General features: G+C 63.8%; 19 protein-coding genes. 9 read left to right on the top strand and 10 right to left on the bottom strand.

The annotated features are described in order from the left end of the window. The coding region (locus tag NP534_RS11340; protein WP_274098755.1) for an FAD-binding oxidoreductase at positions 1-653 on the bottom strand (653 nt) is incomplete at its 3' end. A gap of 151 nt (positions 654-804) precedes the next feature. Between NP534_RS11340 and NP534_RS11335 the strand changes: the two genes are divergently transcribed. Next, positions 805-1689: a LysR substrate-binding domain-containing protein gene (locus NP534_RS11335; RefSeq protein WP_186658002.1), complete on the top strand. Its 885-nt coding sequence runs from the start codon at positions 805-807 to the stop codon at positions 1687-1689. 78 nt (positions 1690-1767) lie between these two features. Here the strand turns inward: NP534_RS11335 and NP534_RS11330 are convergent, their stop codons facing one another. The 6 genes from NP534_RS11330 to NP534_RS11305 form a co-directional block, all read right to left on the bottom strand. After that, positions 1768-3189, bottom strand: a complete 1422-nt coding sequence (locus NP534_RS11330; RefSeq protein ID WP_274098754.1) for an amino acid permease — start codon at positions 3187-3189, stop codon at positions 1768-1770. A gap of 643 nt (positions 3190-3832) precedes the next feature. Next, positions 3833-4963 (bottom strand): 23S rRNA pseudouridine(2605) synthase RluB, encoded by a 1131-nt coding sequence (gene rluB, locus NP534_RS11325; RefSeq protein WP_186658006.1) that lies wholly within the window; start codon positions 4961-4963, stop codon positions 3833-3835. 165 nt (positions 4964-5128) lie between these two features. Further along, entirely contained in the window at positions 5129-5914 is a 786-nt protein-coding gene (scpB, locus tag NP534_RS11320; protein WP_274098753.1) for an SMC-Scp complex subunit ScpB, read from the bottom strand. Beyond that, on the bottom strand, positions 5901-6659 hold the full coding sequence (locus tag NP534_RS11315; RefSeq protein WP_162181148.1) for a segregation and condensation protein A: 759 nt from the start codon (positions 6657-6659) through the stop codon (positions 5901-5903). The genes scpB and NP534_RS11315 overlap by 14 nt, the downstream gene beginning before the upstream one ends. 92 nt (positions 6660-6751) lie before the next feature. Beyond that, positions 6752-7381, bottom strand: a complete 630-nt coding sequence (locus NP534_RS11310) for an L-threonylcarbamoyladenylate synthase (protein WP_274098752.1) — start codon at positions 7379-7381, stop codon at positions 6752-6754. Positions 7382-7394: 13 nt separating this feature from the next. Further along, positions 7395-8255, bottom strand: a complete 861-nt coding sequence (locus tag NP534_RS11305) for a PHP domain-containing protein (protein ID WP_033699594.1) — start codon at positions 8253-8255, stop codon at positions 7395-7397. 67 nt (positions 8256-8322) lie between these two features. Between NP534_RS11305 and NP534_RS11300 the strand changes: the two genes are divergently transcribed. From NP534_RS11300 to NP534_RS11280, 5 genes are all read left to right on the top strand, one after another. After that, positions 8323-8916 (top strand): septation protein A, encoded by a 594-nt coding sequence (locus NP534_RS11300; RefSeq protein WP_274098751.1) that lies wholly within the window; start codon positions 8323-8325, stop codon positions 8914-8916. A 1-nt stretch (position 8917) separates the two neighbouring features. After that, complete coding sequence (locus tag NP534_RS11295) at positions 8918-9217, top strand: YciI family protein (protein WP_033699597.1); 300 nt, start codon at positions 8918-8920, stop codon at positions 9215-9217. A gap of 145 nt (positions 9218-9362) precedes the next feature. Next, positions 9363-10040 carry a response regulator transcription factor gene (locus NP534_RS11290; protein ID WP_274098750.1) on the top strand — a complete coding sequence of 226 codons (678 nt, stop codon included), beginning with the start codon at positions 9363-9365 and terminating at the stop codon, positions 10038-10040. Positions 10041-10181: 141 nt separating this feature from the next. Beyond that, on the top strand, positions 10182-10598 hold the full coding sequence (locus tag NP534_RS11285) for a Spy/CpxP family protein refolding chaperone (RefSeq protein WP_033699600.1): 417 nt from the start codon (positions 10182-10184) through the stop codon (positions 10596-10598). 60 nt (positions 10599-10658) lie between these two features. Then, positions 10659-11996, top strand: a complete 1338-nt coding sequence (locus NP534_RS11280) for a sensor histidine kinase (RefSeq protein WP_274098749.1) — start codon at positions 10659-10661, stop codon at positions 11994-11996. 39 nt (positions 11997-12035) lie between these two features. Here the strand turns inward: NP534_RS11280 and NP534_RS11275 are convergent, their stop codons facing one another. Beyond that, positions 12036-12593 carry an NAD(P)H nitroreductase gene (locus NP534_RS11275; RefSeq protein WP_274098748.1) on the bottom strand — a complete coding sequence of 186 codons (558 nt, stop codon included), beginning with the start codon at positions 12591-12593 and terminating at the stop codon, positions 12036-12038. Between the two features lie 102 nt (positions 12594-12695). Here NP534_RS11275 and NP534_RS11270 point away from each other — a divergent pair, with 102 nt between their 5' ends. Beyond that, entirely contained in the window at positions 12696-14150 is a 1455-nt protein-coding gene (locus NP534_RS11270; protein WP_274098747.1) for a TrkH family potassium uptake protein, read from the top strand. On the opposite strand, the gene NP534_RS11265 is transcribed toward NP534_RS11270, so the two are convergent. Continuing rightward, positions 14107-15168, bottom strand: a complete 1062-nt coding sequence (locus NP534_RS11265) for an AraC family transcriptional regulator (protein WP_274098746.1) — start codon at positions 15166-15168, stop codon at positions 14107-14109. The two genes, NP534_RS11270 and NP534_RS11265, sit on opposite strands and share 44 nt — an antisense overlap. A 153-nt stretch (positions 15169-15321) precedes the next feature. Here NP534_RS11265 and NP534_RS11260 point away from each other — a divergent pair, with 153 nt between their 5' ends. Then, positions 15322-15633 carry a DUF962 domain-containing protein gene (locus NP534_RS11260; protein ID WP_033699608.1) on the top strand — a complete coding sequence of 104 codons (312 nt, stop codon included), beginning with the start codon at positions 15322-15324 and terminating at the stop codon, positions 15631-15633. A 40-nt stretch (positions 15634-15673) separates the two neighbouring features. On the opposite strand, the gene NP534_RS11255 is transcribed toward NP534_RS11260, so the two are convergent. Continuing rightward, complete coding sequence (locus tag NP534_RS11255) at positions 15674-16486, bottom strand: UDP-2,3-diacylglucosamine diphosphatase (protein WP_274098745.1); 813 nt, start codon at positions 16484-16486, stop codon at positions 15674-15676. A gap of 127 nt (positions 16487-16613) precedes the next feature. Here NP534_RS11255 and NP534_RS11250 point away from each other — a divergent pair, with 127 nt between their 5' ends. Continuing rightward, positions 16614-17387 (top strand): helix-turn-helix domain-containing protein, encoded by a 774-nt coding sequence (locus NP534_RS11250; RefSeq protein WP_274098744.1) that lies wholly within the window; start codon positions 16614-16616, stop codon positions 17385-17387. Positions 17388-17482 lie beyond the last annotated feature (95 nt).

Here is a 17482-nt window from a genome sequence, read left to right as displayed (position 1 = left end):
TCGCGGGCCACCCGATAGACTTCGCCAACCCGCCCCGGCGCGGCGCAGGCCTGGTCCAGCGCGGCGTCATCGATGGGCAGGCTGTGCAGGCGTTCGCCGCCGAGCAGTACGCTGTGCAATTCGAGCACGTGATCACGGGTCTTGCCGTAGGTACAGCTGCCCTGGCCGCTGGCGTCGGTGTTGATCATGCCGCCGACGGTGGCGCGGTTGGAGGTGGACAGTTCAGGCGCGAAGAACAGCCCGTGCGGCTTGAGCGCGGCGTTGAGCTGGTCCTTGACCACACCGGCCTGGACCCGCACCCAGCGCTGCTCGACGTTGATTTCGAGGATGCTGTTCATGTGCCGCGACAGGTCGACCACGATGCCGTCGGTCAGCGACTGGCCGTTGGTGCCGGTACCGCCGCCACGCGGGGTCAGCTTGACCTGGGCAAAGCGCGCGTCGCCCATCAGCGCGGCGACCCGCGCCACGTCATCGGCGTCACGCGGGAACACCGCCGCCTGGGGCAGGCGCTGGTAAATCGAGTTGTCGGTGGCCAGCACCGTTCGGGTAGCGTAATCGGCACTGATGTGGCCACGGAAGCCACTGTTGCGCAGGGCTTCGAGGAATTCTGGGTAGTTCGCGGACGGTGCACTGGTCGGCAGCTGGGCGATCATCGAAGGATGGCCTCTTGATATGGGCTAATTCACGGAAATCCTGTCACGCCGGCATGAGTCGTTTCACACCTGATGACGAATAGGCCAATGTTCCTGTACTTTCGCGCCAGGGGCAAACGGATAATCCTGCCGCTATCGATGACTTTTATGAATGAATTACCGCCACCTGACACCGTCCATGTCACTGCTGCTGGCATTCGAAGCCGCCGCGCGGCATGAAAGCTACACCCGCGCCGCCGCCGAACTGTCACTGACCCAGAGCGCCGTCAGCCGCCAGGTGCAGGCGCTGGAGCAGCAATTGGGGCTGACGCTGTTTCGCCGCGAGGGCCGCCAGGTGCAGTTGACTGACGTCGGCCGGCTGTACCAGCGCGAGCTGAGCGAAGCATTGGGGCGCATCCGCAGCGCCACGCTGCAGGCGCTGGCCTACCAGTCGGGCGTCGGCACGCTGCGCCTGGCCACCCTGCCCACCTTCGGCTCGAAATGGTTGCTGCCGCGGCTGCATGCGTTCTACAGCGCCCACCCCGGCATGCTGGTGCATATCCATTCTCGGATCGAAGCGATCAACTTCGACACCAGCGAGATCGACGCGGCCATCGGGGTGGCGAGCCACGACCTGCCGGGGCTGATCTGCCACCGCCTGCATGCCGAGGAACTGCTGGTGATCCTGCCGCCAGAGGCAGCCGCCGACCCGCATGGCTGGAGCCCCGCCCGGGTCAGCGAGGAAGTACTGCTCAATGTCGCCAACAACCCGCATGCCTGGGGCGAGTGGTTCTCGCATCACCAGCTGCCGCACCGGGCGATGCGCCTGGGGCCGAGTTTCGAGCTGACCTCACACTTGATCCAGGCGGTGCGGGCCGGCATCGGCATCGGCCTGGTGCCGCGGATTCTGGTGCAAGAGGAGCTGGCCAAGGGCGAGCTGTTCAGCCCCGGCGCAGCATTTGCCAGCCAGCGCAGCTATTACCTGATCTACCCGCCGCGCAATGAAGCGCTGCCGTCGCTGCGGGCGTTTCGCAGCTGGTTGCTCGAGCAGATCTGAGTTTTTGACTGCTTTAGTGGCAACAAAAAACCCGATGCCAGTGACCTGACATCGGGTTTGCGTTATCGCCTGCAGCGCTTACTTGGCAACAGTACCGGCAGCGGTGCCATTGGCCTGTGCATCACGCTTGGGCTTGAGGATGTAGAAGATGAACATCACCAGCAACCACACCGGAATCGCATACACCGAAATATTGATACCCGGAATCTGCAGCATGATGCCGAGGATCAGCACCACGAACGCCAGGCAGATGTAGTTGCCGTAGGGGTACCACAGCGCCTTGAACAGCGGCTTCTGGCCAGTGCGGTCGAGGTGCTGGCGGAATTTGAGGTGCGAGTAGCTGATCATCGCCCAGTTGATCACCAAGGTCGCCACGACCAGCGACATCAACAGCTCCAGCGCATTCTGCGGAATGAAGTAGTTGAGCAGCACTGCAATCAGGGTCACCGCAGCCGACACCAGGATCGACCGCACCGGCACACCGCGCTTGTCGACCTTCGCCAGGGCCGCCGGGGCGTCACCTTGCTCGGCCATGCCCAGCAGCATGCGGGCGTTGCAGTAGGTACCGCTGTTGTACACCGACAGCGCTGCGGTCAGGACCACGAAGTTCAGCAGGTGGGCGGCCACATCGCTACCCAGCAGGGAGAACACCTGAACGAACGGGCTGCTGCCGTAGCTGCCGCCAGAGGCGTCGATGCTGGCGACCAGGTTGTCCCACGGGGTCAGCGACAGCAGCACGACCAGCGCACCGATGTAGAAGATCAGGATGCGGTAGATGACCTGGTTGATGGCCTTGGGAATCACGGTCCTCGGCTTGTCGGCCTCGGCTGCGGTGAAGCCGAGCATTTCCAGGCCACCGAAGGAGAACATGATGAATGCCAACGCCATCACCAGGCCGCTGACGCCATGCGGGAAGAAGCCGCCGTGCGCCCACAGGTTGGTGACCGAAGCCTCGGGGCCACCGCTACCGCTGGTCAGCAGGTACGCGCCCAGGCCGATCATGCCGACGATGGCCACGACCTTGATGATGGCGAACCAGAATTCTGCCTCGCCGAAGACCTTCACGTTCATCAGGTTGATGAAGTTGATCAGCAGGAAGAAGCCCGCCGCCGTGACCCAGGTCGGGATCTCCGGCCACCAGTAGTGGATGTACTTGCCGACCGCCGTCAGCTCCGACATGCCCACCAGGATGTACAGCACCCAGCAGTTCCAGCCCGACATGAAGCCGGCGAAACCGCCCCAGTACTTGTGGGCAAAGTGGCTGAACGAACCGGCCACCGGCTCTTCAACGATCATCTCGCCCAGCTGGCGCATGATCATGAAGGCGATGAAGCCGCAGATGGCATAGCCAAGAATCATCGACGGGCCGGCGGATTTCATCACGCCTGCCGAACCCAGGAACAGGCCGGTACCAATCGCTCCGCCGAGGGCGATCAACTGGATATGGCGGTTCTTCAGGCCCCGCTTTAGCTCGCCTGAATGCATGTTTTGTCCACTCATGAACGAAGTCACCTGCATTGTTTTTATCTGTGACGAAATCGGACCCACCGCGCTCGTGGCGCAGCGGAATGGGCAAGGTGGTTACCTTGGGTTTCTTGAACGCGGGCGCCGCCAGGGCGGGTCAGCCGGGTGTGATCAAGAGTGCGCGGTACGCAAGAGGGTCACAGGTAAAACGCGGCGCACTGTATACCCCTGCAAGCGCGCAGGCGTCAACGCGTTGCGTCATTTCCCCGGGGAAAAACGCAGCGTTCCTGTGGTGAAAGCCTTGAAAGGCGAAGTGATCGGCGTACATGGCGCCTCCATTTGTTGTTTTGTCAGCACGCCTCTCTGGGCGGGCTTTTGCACACGGCAATGGCTGCTATATCAGCGTGCGGCGGGGGTTTGGGCAATAGGGGGAGCGAGCGACAGGGGTGCCTCGCCGCGCGGGGTGCGGCAAGTTATGTTTACACATGTAGGGGAAATCTGAATTCAGGGCGTATTTTGCCTGCATCCGTATAAATTTCTTTACGGAGCGGTTTGAAAACTTGCCAGTCGTCAGAAAAATTCTTTTTGTTCAATATCTTGGTAACAGCCTAAGGTGCCACCGCTGAATCCAAAGCAAAAAAAACCAGCCCGGAGGCTGGTTCTTATCTAGCGCTGCAGATCAACCGCGCGGCTTGCCGCGACCACGGCCTGCCGGCTTGTCGCCGTCTGGCTTGGCGGTACGCTTGCGCATCTCGCTCGGGCGCTCGGCCACCGCGCTGCCACGGTTGCCTTTACGCGCGTCGTCACGCGACTGGCGCGCAGGGCGCTCACCGGTGGTGTCACGCGGTTGGCGGGCTGGGCGCTCACCAGCGCTGTCACGCGGTTGGCGGGCTGGGCGCTCGGCAGCCCCTTCGCTGGCAGGGCGCAGGTTGCGCACGCGCTCGCCACGGCCCATCGGACGGCTCGACTTGCGCTGCATGCGCTCCATCTTGTCCTTGGCCTTGAGGTTCAAGGTCGGCAGCGCAACTGGCTGCAGGCCCACTTCAGCGGCCAGGATGTCGATTTCACCCTGGGTCATTTCGCGCCAGCGGCCCATCGGCAGGTCGGAGTTGAGGAACACCGGGCCGAAGCGCACGCGCTTCAGGCGGCTGACCACCATGCCCTGCGACTCCCACAGGCGACGCACTTCACGGTTACGGCCTTCCATCACCACGCAGTGGTACCAGTGGTTGAAGCCTTCGCCGCCCGGTGCCTTCTGGATGTCGGTGAACTTGGCCGGGCCGTCTTCGAGCATCACGCCAGCCTTGAGGCGATCGAGCATCTCGTCGTCGACCTCGCCACGCACACGTACCGCGTACTCACGGTCCATCTCGTAGGAAGGGTGCATCAGGCGGTTGGCCAACTCACCGTCGGTGGTGAACAGCAACAGGCCGGTGGTGTTGATGTCCAGGCGGCCGATGTTGATCCAGCGCCCTTCTTTCGGCCGCGGCAGGCGGTCGAACACCGTCGGGCGGCCTTCCGGGTCGTCACGGGTGCAGATCTCGCCGTCGGGCTTGTTGTACATGATCACCCGGCGGGTGGCCTCGGCGGCTTCTTCGCGCTTGATCAGCTTGCCATCGACAGCGATGGCGTCGTGCAGGTCGACGCGCTGGCCGAGGGTGGCGGCCACGCCATTGACCTTGATGCGGCCCTGGCTGATCCAGGCCTCGACGTCACGGCGCGAACCGACGCCAATGCGCGCCAGTACTTTCTGCAGCTTCTCGCCGGATGGAGGGGTAATTTCGGTATTTTGCAGGTCTTGCTCACTCATCTGGGCACCTCCCGGTGTAGGAATGAAAAAGGGGTCTTGGCGACGAACGCGCCAAAGGGCCGCGCATCATACGCGGTTCGTATCAGGAACGCACTCGAGCGTAGTGGGTTTTGCGGGGGCCGGCAGGGTTTTCTGCCCAGTGGTTTTGCGCTGTTAGTGCGGGGCTCAGGTCTGCAACTTGCCCTCGTCCTCTAGTGAAGCCTCGGGTTCAACCACGTCCTCTGCTTCACGCAAATCATCGAAATCGGTCTTCAGCCCCTCTTCCATCGCATCCAGCTCCACCAGCAGGCTGCGGAAGCTGGTCTCATCCTTCGGCGCCTCTGCCTCGGCTTCGCCCTCGCCAAGGCTGGCATCGGCCAGCGCCTGCAGGTGCGCAGGCACCGGCGCGTCATCCGGGTCGAGCAACGGCTCCGGCTCCATCTCGCGCAGTTCGGCCAATGCCGGCAGCTCCTCAAGGCTCTTGAGGTTGAAGTGGTCGAGAAATGCCTTGGTGGTGGCGAACATCGCCGGCCGCCCCGGCACTTCGCGATAACCCACGATGCGAATCCACTCGCGCTCCATCAAGGTCTTGATGATATTGCTGTTCACCGCCACGCCGCGCACGTCCTCGATCTCGCCACGGGTGATGGGCTGGCGGTAGGCAATCAGCGCCATGGTTTCGAGCAGCGCACGGGAATAGCGCTGCGGCCGCTCCTCCCACAGGCGCCCAACCCACGGAGCAAAGGTTTCGCGGATCTGCAGGCGATAGCCGGTGGCAACTTCCTTGAGTTCGAAGGCACGCCCGCTGCAGGACTTGCCGAGCACTTCCAGGGCCTTCTTGAACACTTTGGGCTCCGGGCGCTCGGCCACCTCGAACAGCTCGTACAAGCGCTCAAGGGATTGCGGCTTGCCCGAAGCGAGCAAAAAAGCTTCGATCAGCGACGCCAGGTCGCGGGGTTCATTCAGGTTCATCAGGTTCTTCAACAAACTCGGCGCGAAGCCGGACGTGGATCGCGGCGAAAGGCTCATTCTGCACCAGCTCGACCAGCGATTCCTTCACCAGCTCAAGAATCGCCATGAACGTCACCACCACGCCCAACTTGCCCTCTTCTGCGCCGAACAGCTCGACGAAGGGCACGAAGGCCCCGCCCTTGAGGCGTTCGAGCACTTGGCTCATGCGCTCACGGGTAGACAGCGTTTCGCGGGTGATCTGGTGGCTTTCGAACAGGTCATTGCGGCGCATCACCTCGGCCATCGATACCAGCAGCTCCTCCAGGCTGACCTGGGGCAGCAGCTTGCGCACTTTGGCCTGCGGTGCTTCCAGGCGCGGCACGACAATGTCGCGGCCCACCCGTGGCAGCGTATCGATCCCTTCTGCAGCGGCCTTGAAGCGCTCGTACTCCTGCAAGCGGCGGATCAGCTCGGCGCGCGGGTCGCCCTCTTCCTCCTCGATCTCGGCCGAACGGGGCAGCAACATGCGCGACTTGATCTCGGCCAGCATGGCCGCCATGACCAGGTACTCGGCTGCCAGCTCCAGGCGCACGCTCTTCATCAGCTCGACATAGCCCATGTACTGGCGGGTGATCTCCGCCACCGGGATGTCGAGGATATCGATGTTCTGCTTGCGGATCAGGTACAGCAGCAAGTCCAGCGGGCCTTCGAACGCCTCGAGAATGACTTCAAGCGCATCCGGCGGGATGTACAGGTCTACCGGCATCTCGGTCAGGGCTTCGCCATAGACCAAGGCCAGTTGCAACTGTTGAGGCGACTCGGCCTCCTCGGCCGGCGCCTCGGGCGCTTCAACCTGGCTCAAGCGTTGACCATGAATGGCGTGGGGTCGCCACAACCTTCACGGATCAGCTCGGGCTCGTCGCCGGACAGGTCGATGATGGTCGATGCCTTGAGATCACCGAAACCGCCGTCGATCACCAGATCCACATGATGCTCCAACCGCTCACGGATCTCGTGGGGGTCGGTCATCGGCTGGTCGTGGCCCGGCAGGATGAGGCTGACACTCATCAATGGCTCGCCCAGTTCGGCCAGCAGCGCCAGGGTGATGGCGTGGTCGGGCACGCGCAGGCCGATGGTGCGGCGTTTCTCGTGCAGCAGCAGGCGCGGCACTTCACGGGTGCCGTTGAGAATGAAGGTATACGGCCCCGGCACATGCGCCTTGAGCAGGCGGAAGGTACCGGTGTCGACCTTGGCATACAGCCCCAGTTGCGACATGTCGCAGCACATCAGGGTGAAGTTGTGGGTCTTGTCCAGGCCACGCAGGCGCCGTACGCGCTCCACCGCGCCCTTGTCGCCAATCTGACAACCCAGCGCATAGGCCGAGTCGGTCGGATAGACCACCACCCCGCCCTCGCGGATGATCTCCACCGCCTGGCGGATCAGCCGCTGCTGCGGATTCTCCGGATGTATCTGGAAAAATTGGCTCACGTAGTCTTCCTGTTCATACCGCCAAAGGCTGTTCATGGCTGAATCGGCGCCACAGAGGTGGCAGGTCCTCGGGCAAAGGCCGGTAGGCACCGATTTCGCCCCAGGTGCCGGGGCCGTGGAAGTCACTGCCAGCGCTTGCCAGCAGGCCGAACTCACGGGTGAGGATGGACATCGTGCCCACCTGCTCGGCCGGCATCATCCCGTTAACCACCTCAAGCGCCTGCCCGCCTGCCTGAATATAGTCGGCAATCAGCCGTCTGCGCTTGCTGCGGGTCAGATCGTAATGCATCGGATGCGCCAGGCTTACCCAAGCGTTGGACTGGCGCAGCGTGGCAACGGTTTCATCCAGGGTCGGCCAGTGCTGCTTGACGTCACCCAGCTTGCCGGCGCCCAGCCACTTGCGGAACGCTTCGCCGCGGTCCTTGACGTGGCCGGCACGCACCAGAAACTCGGCAAAGTGCGGGCGCGCCGGGGCGTTGCCGCTGTCGCCCAGTGCTTGCTGCACGGCCCTGGCCCCCTCAAGCGCGCCGGGCATGCCCTTGGCCGCCAGCCGTTTGTCGATTTCCTCGGCACGCAGCCAGCGGCCACGGTGCAGGGCTTCGATGGCTTCGAGCAACGGCGGTGCGTCGAGGGGGAAGTCATACCCCAGCACATGGATGGTCGCCCCACCCCAGGTGCACGACAGCTCTACCCCGCTGACCCAGTGCATGCCGCGCTCGCGGCAGGCCTGGCGCGCTTCGGCCAGCCCTTCGAGGGTGTCGTGGTCGGTGAGTGCCAGCGTTTGCACCCCGTGCTCATGGGCCCGGGCGACCAGGACCGTGGGCGACAGGGCGCCGTCGGAGGCCGTGCTGTGACAGTGCAGATCAACATTCATGGAGGAGCGCTTTCGCTGGAATCGATGTTTGTTATTATGCCGTCACATCCCGATTCTGGCTGCCATTGTGAAACAATTCATCGATTTCATCCCGTTGCTACTGTTCTTCATCGTTTACAAGCTCGACCCGCGGCCCCTGGAGGTTGCCGGCCACAGCTTCGAATTCGGCGGTATCTACAGTGCCACGGCCATGCTCATCGTCAGCTCCCTGGTGGTCTACGGTGCCCTGTTCCTGCGCCAGCGCAAGCTGGAAAAGGGCCAATGGCTGACCCTGATCGCCTGCCTGGTGTTCGGCGGCCTGACCCTGACCTTCCACAGCGAAACCTTCCTCAAATGGAAAGCGCCGGTGGTCAACTGGCTGTTCGCCCTGGCCTTCGCCGGCAGCCACTTCATCGGCGACCGGGTGCTGATCAAGCGCATCATGGGCCACGCGCTGACCCTGCCCGATGCCATCTGGGCCCGCCTGAACCTGGCCTGGATCTGCTTCTTCCTGGTCTGCGGTGCGGCCAACCTGTTCGTCGCCTTTACCTTCCAGGCCTTCTGGGTCGACTTCAAGGTGTTCGGCAGCCTGGGCATGACCGTGATATTCCTGGTGGCCCAAGGTGTGTACCTGTCGCGCCACCTGCACGACGACCCCTCTACCTCCAAACCCAAGGATTGACATGCTCTACGCCATCATCGCCAGCGACGTCGCAAACTCCCTGGAAAAGCGCCTGGCTGCCCGCCCGGCGCACATCGAGCGCCTGCAGCAGCTCAAGGCCGAAGGCCGCGTGGTGCTGGCCGGTCCACACCCGGCCATCGACAGCAACGACCCGGGTGAAGCCGGTTTCAGCGGCAGCCTGATCGTGGCCGAGTTCGACTCCCTGGCTGCGGCGCAGGCCTGGGCCGATGCCGACCCGTATATTGCTGCGGGCGTGTACGACAACGTCATCGTCAAACCCTTCAAGCAAGTCCTGCCTTGACCCGACACCGCGCGGCCCTTTTCGCGGGTAAACCCGCACCCACAGGGCCGCGCGGTGCTGGCGGTTATACGCTTGCCATCAGTCTGCGGTATCTTTGCCACTGGCGGGCCGAATACTCGCCGTCAATGGTTGAATTGAGTGAGTCATGAGCGAGCTGTTACTGATTGATGATGACCAGGAGCTGTGCGAGCTGCTCGGCAGCTGGCTGACCCAGGAAGGGTTTACCGTCCGCGCCTGCCACGATGGCCTGAGCGCACGCCAGGCCCTGGCCGAACATGCCCCGGCCGCCGTGGTGCTGGATGTGATGCTCCCAGACGGCAGCGGCCTGGAACTGCTCAAGCAATTGCGCAGCGAACATGCCGAACTGCCTGTGCTGATGCTCTCGGCACGGGGCGAACCGCTGGACCGCATCCTCGGCCTTGAGCTCGGCGCCGACGATTACCTGGCCAAACCCTGCGACCCGCGCGAGCTCACAGCCCGCCTGCGCGCCGTGTTGCGCCGCAGCCACCCGGCAGCCACCACCACCCAGGTTGAGATCGGCGACCTGATCTACAGCCCGGCACGTGGCGTGGCCAGCATCGATGGCCGCGAGATGACCCTGACCCTGTCCGAAAGCCGCATCCTCGAAGCCCTGCTGCGCCAGCCGGGCGAGCCGCTGGACAAGCAGGAACTGGCGCAGATCGGCCTGGGCCGCAAGCTGACCCTGTACGACCGCAGCCTGGACATGCACGTCAGCAACCTGCGCAAGAAGATCGGGCCGCATGCCGATGGGCGCCCGCGCATCGTTGCGCTGCGCAGCCGCGGCTATTACTACAGCCTGTGACGTGCCGGGGCCGCCTCGCAGCCCCAACACGCTTGGCAACTCATCTTTACCCAGCCTTTACCCTCCCCTGACCGCCCTTGACGGTCAGTTGCGTAGACTGTGCTCATCCGGTAACCACCGGCCTATGAAAGGAGAGACACCATGCGCAAGACCCTTATCGCCCTGATGTTCGCCGCCGCCCTGCCGACCGTGGCCATGGCCATGCCTGAAGGCGGCCCGCGTCACGACGGCCCGCATCATCGCGGTGATGCGCCTTTCGCCCAACTGGACCTGAGCCGCGACCAGCGCCAGCAGATCGGCAAGCTGATGGGCGAGCAGATGAAGCAACGCCGCGACATCACCGAGCGCTACCTGTCCAAGCTGCCGGCGGCCGACCAGAAGGCCATGAAGGACGAACTCAAGGCCAGCCGCGACAAGACCGACAGCCAGGTCCGCGGCCTGCTCAAGCCTGAGCAACAGAAGCAGTTCGACGAGCTGCAGAAAGAACGCGCCGCGAAGAAAGCCGAATGGCAAGAGTTCCAGGCCTGGAAAGCTGAAAAAGGCGGCAAGGCCCAGTAAGCTGTCCGCCCCACGCCCGGCCCGCACCCCTGCGGGCCGGGCTTTTCCCGTTTGCAGGAGGTGCACTTGCGTTCACTGTTCTGGCGCATCCTGGCCAGCTTCTGGCTGGCCATCACCCTGGTTGCGGGCTTGTCGATCCTGCTGGGCCACATGCTCAACCAGGACGCCTGGATCCTCAGCCGCCACCCGGGCCTCAACACCCTGGCCAGCCACTGGGCCAAGCACTATGAACAGGAAGGCCTGGACTCGGCGCAGCACTTCCTCGAACGCCGCAAGCAACGCTTCAAGATCGACGTGCAGGTGCTCGACGACAGCGGCGACGCCGTCGTGCCTGGTACCTTCCCGCGCCGCGCCGCCGCGTTCGAGGCACGCCAGCACAATGACGAGCGGCGCCTGCCGTGGCGCCGTCTGACCGAGGAATACACCAGCCCCTACAGCGGTGAGACCTACCTGCTGATCTACCGCATCCCCCACCCTGAGCTGGACGCCTGGCACCGCGAGAGCCTGCTCTGGCCGCTCAGTGCGCTGGGCATCGCCTTGGTGGTGCTGACCCTGTTCAGCCTGCTGGTGACCCTGTCCATCACCCGCCCTTTGAGCCGCCTGCGCAGCGCCGTGCACGACCTCGGCCAGACCAGCTACCAGCAAAACAGCCTGGCCCGCCTAGCCGCCCGCCGCGATGAGTTCGGGGTACTGGCCAACGACTTCAACAAGATGGGCGCCCGCCTGCAAAGCACCATCGGCAGCCAGCGCCAGTTGCTGCGCGATGTGTCTCATGAACTGCGCTCACCGCTGGCACGGCTGCGCATTGCCCTGGCATTGGCCGAGCGTGCCGAGCCCGAGCAGCGCCAGGCGCTGTGGCCTCGGCTGACCCGTGAATGCGACCGGCTCGAAGACCTGATCAGCGAAATCCTCGCCCTGGCCCGCGTCGATGCCGAGCAGGCCCACGCCGAACCGGTCGACCTCAACGCCTTGCTGGGCGGCGTGCGCAAGGATGCGTTGCTCAGCGCACCGGAGCAGGAGGTGCGGCTGCAGGCGCAAGCAGGGCTGACCTTGCAGGGTTGGCCAACGCTGATTGAGCGCGCCGTGGACAACCTGCTACGCAACGCCTTGCGCTTCAACCCGGCCGGGCAGCCGATCGAAATCAGCGCCGAACGTGAGCAGGACCGTATCGTGTTGACAGTACGCGACCATGGGCCTGGGGTGGCGGCAGAGTACCTCGCGCAGCTGGGTGAGCCGTTCTTCCGTGCGCCGGGGCAGCAAGCAGCTGGGCATGGGCTGGGGCTGGCGATTGCGCGCAAGGCGGCGGAGCGCCATGGCGGCAGCCTGGTACTGGCGAATCATCCGCAGGGCGGGTTTGTGGCCAGGCTGGAGTTGCCTGTAACGGCGGTTATGGTTTGAAATTGCCGGGGCCGCTACGCGCCCCAGCATTCTCAGCGGTTACTCACCCCAGGCACTGACGAAATCAGCAGTCTCCAGTACCGGCGCCGTACGCGGCTCGTTCACCGGCGTGCCGACATACAGGTAACCAATCAACTCCTCGTTCTCGGCCAACCCCAGCCCCTTGTGCACATGCGCGTCAAAGGCCATGTCACCGGTACGCCACACCGCGCCAACCCCCTGGGCATGCGCCGCGATCAGAATGCCATGGGCCGCACACCCCGCCGCCAGGCGCTGCTCGGACTTGGGCACCTTGAAGTGGTCCTGCAGCTTGGCGATCACCACGATCAGCAACGGCGCACGCAGCGGCATGGCGCGAGCCTTGTCCAGCGCTGCCTGGCTGGCATCGCCCTTGTTCTGCACCGCTTCGGCGAACAACTCGCCGAGCTTCTCGCGGCCCTGGCCTTCGATGGTCAGAAACCGCCACGGGCGCAGCTGGCCGTGGTCCGGTGCACGCAGTGCGGCCTGGAACAACGCCTCGCGCTGGGCATCATTGGGCGCGGGGTCGGTCAGACGTGGCACGGAAACACGGTTGAGCAATGCGTCGAGAGCCTCCATCGGCTACCCTCCTGGCAGGTGAATGTGCGGCCATTCTAGCGTTTACATCACCAGACCCATAGGTAGAATGGCGCCCTTCCGTTTCGAGTCAGAGCAGATCACATGGCGTTGCCGACCTTAAGGATCATTGGTTTCATCATCGGCATCTTTCTGATCACCCTGGCCGTCAGCATGGTCGTGCCCATGGCCACCCTGGTGATCTTCGAGCGCACCGGCGACATGCCGTCGTTCCTCTGGTCCAGCCTGATCACGTTCATCGCCGGCCTGCTCATGGTCGTCCAGGGCCGCCCCGAGCATGTGCACCTGCGCCCGCGCGACATGTACCTGCTGACCGTCAGCAGCTGGCTGGTGGTGTGCGTGTTCGCCGCCCTGCCGTTCCTGCTGACCCAGCACATCAGCTACACCGACGCCTTCTTCGAGAGCATGTCCGGCATCACCGCCACCGGCGCAACGGTGCTCAGCGGCCTGGACAGCATGTCGCCGGGGATCTTGATGTGGCGCTCGATGCTGCACTGGCTCGGCGGCATCGGCTTCATCGCCATGGCGGTCGCGATTTTGCCGCTGCTGCGCATTGGTGGCATGCGCCTGTTCCAGACCGAATCTTCGGACCGTTCCGAAAAGGTCATGCCCCGTTCGCACATGGTGGCCAAGTCGATCGTCGGCGTGTACGTCGGCTTCTCCGTACTCGGCGCGCTGGCCTTCTGGTGGGCCGGCATGCGGCCGTTCGATGCCATCAACCATGCCATGTCGGCAATTTCCACCGGCGGGTTCTCGACCTCCGACCAGTCGCTGGCAAAATGGGATATCCCTGCCGTGCACTGGGTCGCGGTGGTGGTCATGATCCTCGGCAGCCTGCCCTTCACCCTGTACGTGGCAACCCTGCGCGGCAACCGCAGGGCGTTGCTCCGCGACCAGCAGGTTCAGGGGTTGCTCGGCATGCTGGTGGTCACCTGGCTGGTGCTGGGCACCTGGTACTGGGCCACCACCAACCTGCACTGGCTGGATGCCTTGCGCCACGTAGCGCTGAACGTGACCTCGGTGGTGACCACCACCGGCTTCGCCCTGGGCGACTACAGCCTGTGGGGCAATTTCTCGCTGATGCTGTTCTTTTACCTGGGCTTCATCGGCGGCTGCTCTGGCTCGACTGCAGGCGGTATCAAGATTTTCCGCTTCCAGGTCGCCTACATCCTGCTCAAGGCCAGCCTCAACCAGTTGATCCACCCGCGTGCGGTGATCAAGCAGAAGTACAACGGGCACCGCCTCGACGAAGAAATCGTGCGTTCGATTCTGACCTTCTCGTTCTTCTTCGCGATCACCATCTGCGTGATGGCGTTGCTGCTGTCGCTGCTGGGCGTGGACTGGATGACCGCGCTGACCGGTGCTGCCGGCACGGTGTCGGGCGTAGGCCCGGGGCTGGGCGAAGTGATCGGCCCGGCCGGCAACTATGCCACGTTGCCGGACGCCGCCAAGTGGATCCTCGCCGGCGGCATGCTGCTGGGCCGCCTGGAGATCATCACGGTGCTAGTGTTGTGCATGCCGGCGTTCTGGCGTCACTGAGCCCCTCAGGCTCCGCGCCCAGACGGGCGCGGTACTCGCTGGGTGTGGCATCGAACCAGCGACGGAACGCCCGGTAGAAATTGCTCGGGTCGGCAAAGCCCAACAGGTAGGCGGTTTCCAGCAAGGTCATACCCGGCTGGGCGAGGTACTGCTCGGCGAGTTCACGACGGGTATCGTCGAGCAAGGTCTGGAAGCTGGTGCCTTCTTCTTGCAGGCGCCGCTGCAAGGTACGTTGAGACAGGTGCAGGGCCTGGGCCAAGGTTTCGCGCTTGGGCTCGCCCTGGGGCAGTATGCGGCACAGCACCTGGCGGACCCTGTGGGTCACCCTGCTTTCCGAGAAGCGCGCCAGGTACTCGCCGGCAAACCGGTCATGCAGCACCGCCATCGCCTCGTTGGCAGTCGGCAGCGGCGCCTCCATGTCGGCACGCTCGAACACCAGCGCATCGTGCGGTGCGTCGAACACCAGCGGTGAGTGGAACGCCAGCTTGTAAGGTTCGACGTTCCTGGGCTGCGGCCCCTGAACCAGCACACGTCGTGGCTGAATATCACGCCCGCTGAGCCAGGTGCACAACGCCAGCGCACACGCCAACGACGCTTCGGCGCTGTGCCGGGTTGGCGGCAGATGGTCGCCATGCACGGTCAGAACCAGCGAATAGCCCTCCGGGCCCAGGCGAAAGCTGAGGTCGGAACTTTCGGCAATGATGCGCTGGTACCGCACCAGCCGCTCGAAACCTTCGGCCAGGGTGCGGCTGGACATCAACGCATAGCCCACCACATGGAACGACGCCGGGCGCACCACCCGCGCCATGTTCAGGCCGATGGCTTCGTTGCCCGACAGCTCTACCGCCAGCTGCCAGAGCCGGGTCATGGCGTCCTGGGGGAAACGCGCGTCGGGGTCATCGAGGGCAGCGAAGTCCAGCCCTAGCTGCTTGAACATGGCCGGGCAGTCGAGCCCTTCCAGCTCGAGTGCCTTGACGATCCCTGATGCCCAGCTGGCTGACGTGGTTCTTTCACTCATGACAGGCTTCTTATGCTGACCGCTCCTGCGGTGAACCCCAAGGATACTCAATTGGCGCCTATTGTCACTGGTAGGCCCCGCCAATGACTCTAGACTCGATTCAGGCTCCACGCCGTGCATCTTATCCACAAGTATTAATCCCGGAGCACTGCCATGACCCGCACAGCGCAGTTTCGCAGTTTTGCCGAGTTCTACCCCTACTACCTGGGCGAGCACAGCAACCCCACGTGCCGCCGCCTGCACTTTGTCGGGACGAGCCTGGTAATTGCCCTGCTGGCGTACACCATCGGCAGTGGCAAATGGTTGCTGCTGCTGGCCGTGCCGCTGTTCGGCTATGGGTTTGCCTGGGTCGGGCATTTCTTTTTCGAGAAGAACCGGCCGGCGACGTTTACCTACCCGTTCTATAGCCTGATGGGTGATTTCGCCATGTTCCGCGATATTCTGCTGGGCAAGATCAGCCTGTAAATCGCCGGGGCCGCATTGCGCGCCCCATGCCGCTCAAGCCTCACGCCGATTCGCGCACCGTCGCCACCTTCTGCGCGCCCTGCGCGTGCACATCCGCCAGCCGATACAAGTGGATACTGCCATCCCAGTGCTCGATCAACGCCGTGCACGACTCCACCCAATCCCCGCAATTGAGGTACTCGACCTCCCCCACCTTGCGCATTTCGGCATGATGAATATGCCCGCAAACAACCCCATGAAAGCCTCTGCGGGTGCACTCATGGGCAATGGCAGCCTCGAAGTCACTGATGAAGTTCACCGCGCCCTTGACCTTGTGCTTGAGGTAGGCCGACAACGACCAGTAGCCATAGCCGTAACGGGCACGCCAATGGTTGAGCCAACGGTTGAGCACCAGGGTGAACTCATACGCGCGGTCCCCCAGAAACGCCAGCCAGCGGTGGTAGCGGGTAATCACATCGAACTGGTCGCCATGGATCACCAGCAGGCGTCGGCCATCGACAGTCAGGTGCTCGGCCTCGTCCACCAACTGGATATTGCCCAGCATCAGCTTGGAATAGCGGCGCAGGAATTCGTCATGGTTGCCGGTGACATAAATCACCTCGGTGCCCCGCTTGCTCATGGTCAACAGGCGTCGGATCACGTTGGTGTGGGCCTGCGGCCAATAGATGCCGCCGCGCAGCTTCCAGCCATCGATGATATCGCCCACCAGGTAGATGCGGTCGGCCTGGTAGCCCTTGAGAAACCGCGACAGATGCTCGGCCTGGCAGTCACGGGTGCCCAGATGTACATCGGATATCCATAAGGTGCGCACGCGCTGCTTGCGCGAGGGACGGGAGAGTTCGGCATGGGTCATGGGCGGGCTCCGGCGCAGTTTGCTGGAGACTGGCAGGTGCAGATGACAGTGCGGTGGCAAAACGGTTACCCGTGATGGCCTGCCGTGAATGAGGCACAATGCGCACCTGCCCTGCGAGGACGCCCCCATGACCACCGGCCCGATTCTCTCGCTGCGCCATTACCGGAACAGCCTGATTACCCACAGCCACGAACATCCGCAACTGGTGTTCGGCTTGGCTGGACGCTTGCACTTCGAGGTCCAGGGCCACGGGGCACGGGTTGATCGCCAGGGCCTGATGGTGGTGCCGGCAGGCGCACATCACACCTGCGCCAGCGATGCTGGCAGCGACTGCCTGGTGCTGGATGTGCCCGGCGAGCACTGGTTGCGTGAACAGCTGGGCGAGCATGCCGATGCCAGCCGTCGCCTGCTCGATCGCCCCGCTGCCTTGGGCCTGAATAGCCGCCAGCAGCAGCTGGTCGACTGGCTGGCGACCAGCCCCATCGACGACCCGCTGATTGCTCGGCAAGGCGCGGCGCTGCTGTTGGCCAGCCTAAACCCTTCGGCAGCTGCAAGCATCCGGCCCAGCCAGCGCCTGCCTTATGCCGCCTTCGATGCGCATATCGAGCAACATGCCGCCCACCCCTTGCAGGTGGCCGACCTGGCGCGCCTGGCCGGCCTGTCCACTGCGCGGCTGCATGCACGTTTTATCGCCGAATGCGCGATGACGCCGATGGACTACATTCGCCAGCGGCGCCTGCTCAAGGCGCGGCAGCTGGTGGAGCAGACCTTGCTGCCGTTGGGCGAGATTGCGGCGCAGGTGGGGTACAGCTCGCAGAGCGCGTTTTCGGCGGCGATGCTACGGGCGTTTGGCTGTACACCGCTAGCCTTGCGGCGAGCGTCTGGCGACAACGGACGCTAGGCGCGCGACAGATCGTATTGGCCTGAGGACTTACACTGTGCCTGCACTGGCCCTTTCGCGGGGCAAGCCCACTCCCCCAGATACAGCATTGATCC

The organism is Pseudomonas sp. 39004 (genome assembly GCF_028682155.1).
Lineage (GTDB): Bacteria > Pseudomonadota > Gammaproteobacteria > Pseudomonadales > Pseudomonadaceae > Aquipseudomonas > Aquipseudomonas capeferrum.
This window is presented reverse-complemented; position numbering and strand designations above follow the sequence as displayed.